Source organism: Arthrobacter sp. N199823 (assembly GCF_002929705.1).
Classification (GTDB): Bacteria; Actinomycetota; Actinomycetes; order Actinomycetales; family Micrococcaceae; genus Specibacter.
In genome coordinates, this window is record NZ_PJIN01000061.1 from 1 (window position 1) to 627 (window position 627).

General features: G+C 66.0%; 1 protein-coding gene. It reads right to left on the reverse strand.

Features of this window, described 5'->3' with window-relative positions:
• Positions 1 to 574 (reverse strand): NAD(P)-dependent oxidoreductase (locus tag CXQ93_RS20225; protein ID WP_104112177.1); only part of this gene is annotated, 574 nt, incomplete at its 3' end.
• Positions 575 to 627: the final 53 nt, after the last annotated feature.

Consider the following 627-nt stretch of genomic DNA (forward strand, 5'->3'; position numbering starts at 1 on the left):
TCGCTTGTCGGGTGAACGCAGTCTCGTCTGTGGAAGGGGAGACTCGTTCCCAGCGTGCTGTCGTCGGCCCCTCCGGTTCGTAGACGGGCGGCGGGATCAGATACGCCCATTCTGATCCTGCGTTGCCCGCTTCGAGGTGGTCGCGCAGCATGGCGTGTGCTCTCCCGCGCGGCAGTGTGGGTTCTGGGAACCGGGGGTCTTGCCAGAACCGTCTGTCTCCAGGGAGTCGGAGTGCTCCTGCTCCGCCGACCGTGACGATCCGGGCCGGAGCGCCGTTGGCCTTGGTGCTTGCCTCGATGAGTCGATCATGTACGGCCACGAGTTCGGTCGGGGCGATGTCCTCACGCAGTCGGATCGCGTTCATGACGACGTCGATGCCGTGCATTGCTTGCGTGAGACTGGCGTTCTCAGCGATGTTCACGACCGTGGAGGTCAGCGATGCAGCAGTCTTGGCGAGCCGCGTGGTGTCTGCCGGATCGCGCAGCGCAGCGGTCGCCTCGATGCCTGCGGGGAGATGAGCGAGGATGGCGGCTCCGGTGCGCCCGGTCGCGCCGAGAATCAGGATGCGAGTCATACAGGTACCTCCGAAGCGGGCGTGCGGGTGAGTCGGGCGAACCCGGTGAGGCT